This window comes from Nocardiopsis sp. NPDC055879 (genome assembly GCF_053615935.1).
The window spans coordinates 1-1,180 of record NZ_JBSHCT010000103.1 but is presented as its reverse complement, the minus strand read 5'-3'; the positions used below and the strand labels follow the sequence as shown (position 1 = coordinate 1,180).

Below are 1,180 nucleotides of genomic sequence, written 5' to 3'. Positions count from 1 at the left end.
CCTGTTCGCCCAGCAGGGAGCCGACCTGGGTGTGCAGGGGCGTCATGACCTGCGTCAGGGCGAAGACGACACTGATCAGGATCAACGGCGTACGCAGCGGTTCGTCACCGGCGACCGCGCCGACCAGCATGCCGACCGCCACGACGAACACGGCGGGAAGGATCCCCTGGACCAGGATCAGCGCCCACCACGCCACGGTGAGCCAACGATGCGATCGCCACAGTGTGGCGAAGAAGAGCAGGTTCTTGGCAGGGGTCGACACCCTGGGACACCGACCTTGGGGTGAGGGGGCGGGAGCTCGGCGAAGTGGAGCCTACGGCGGCCCCGAACGGAGTATCAATCGATTTTCCCCGCCCCGCACGATCGACTGTATGAGATACTCGAAACAGCACACATTGCTGCATGAACTGCGGCATGTTGGGAGGCATGACGATGACTCAAACCCCGAGGAAGTCCGTCCCGGTCGACCCTGACACCCAACAGATCATTCGGGCCGCCCGGACCCCTGACTCACGGGAACACGCCGCCCTTATGAGCATGCTCGAAGACTCCGTGGACGAGGGACGGTCGAATCTGTCGGAGGCCGCGACCCTGTCCGTCCTGCTCGAACTGGGTAAACAGGCACTGAGGGAAAAGGTGCTGGAGACCGAGTACCGGGCGATCGCCGCGGAACAGAACGAGGAGGACCGGGCTGTGCGCGCCGCGTTGCGTCGCCGACGTCGCTTGTCCCCCAGGGCCGCTGAATGAGGGGCCTGACCCCTGTACGGGGCCGTGTCTACTGGATCTACCTGGACACCGGTGAGCAGGAGGAGCGGAAGCCGTTCCTCGTGGTGTCCAACAATCAGCGCAACGCCAATCTCGGTGACTGTCTGGCTGTACGCCTGACGACCTCTCGTAAGGAACCGAGAACCACGCACATCCCGTTGGGGCCGGCGGATCTTCCGCTGCGGGGGTTCGTGTTGTGCGACGAGATCACCCATGTGTTCAACGACGAGCTTCTTGAGGATGTGGGAGCCCTGAGCCATGCGACCATGACCTCGGTCGCCAAAGGCCTCAAAGCCGCGTTGGCCCTCTAACGGTTCTTTCGGAGAGGGGGCGCCTCCGAGTCCCGTGTTCGGTGCGCCCCCTCGGACTACTTTCCGAACCCGGCGGCCAACCCACCGAGCAACTGTCTGCGGCC

General features: G+C 64.2%; 2 protein-coding genes and 1 pseudogene. 2 read left to right on the top strand and 1 reads right to left on the bottom strand.

The genetic code is table 11. The features are described 5' to 3' along the window. A pseudogene (locus ACWGKS_RS30045) lies at window positions 1-262 on the bottom strand (ABC transporter ATP-binding protein); the annotation flags it as partial. Between the two features lie 164 nt (window positions 263-426). Between ACWGKS_RS30045 and ACWGKS_RS30040 the strand changes: the two are divergent. Then, window positions 427-747: a hypothetical protein gene (locus ACWGKS_RS30040; RefSeq protein WP_452525116.1), complete on the top strand. Its 321-nt coding sequence runs from the start codon at window positions 427-429 to the stop codon at window positions 745-747. Continuing rightward, a complete protein-coding gene (locus ACWGKS_RS30035; protein ID WP_452525114.1) occupies window positions 744-1,076 on the top strand; it encodes a type II toxin-antitoxin system PemK/MazF family toxin in 333 nt (110 codons plus the stop codon). Before ACWGKS_RS30040 ends, ACWGKS_RS30035 begins: the two co-directional genes overlap by 4 nt. Window positions 1,077-1,180: the final 104 nt, after the last annotated feature.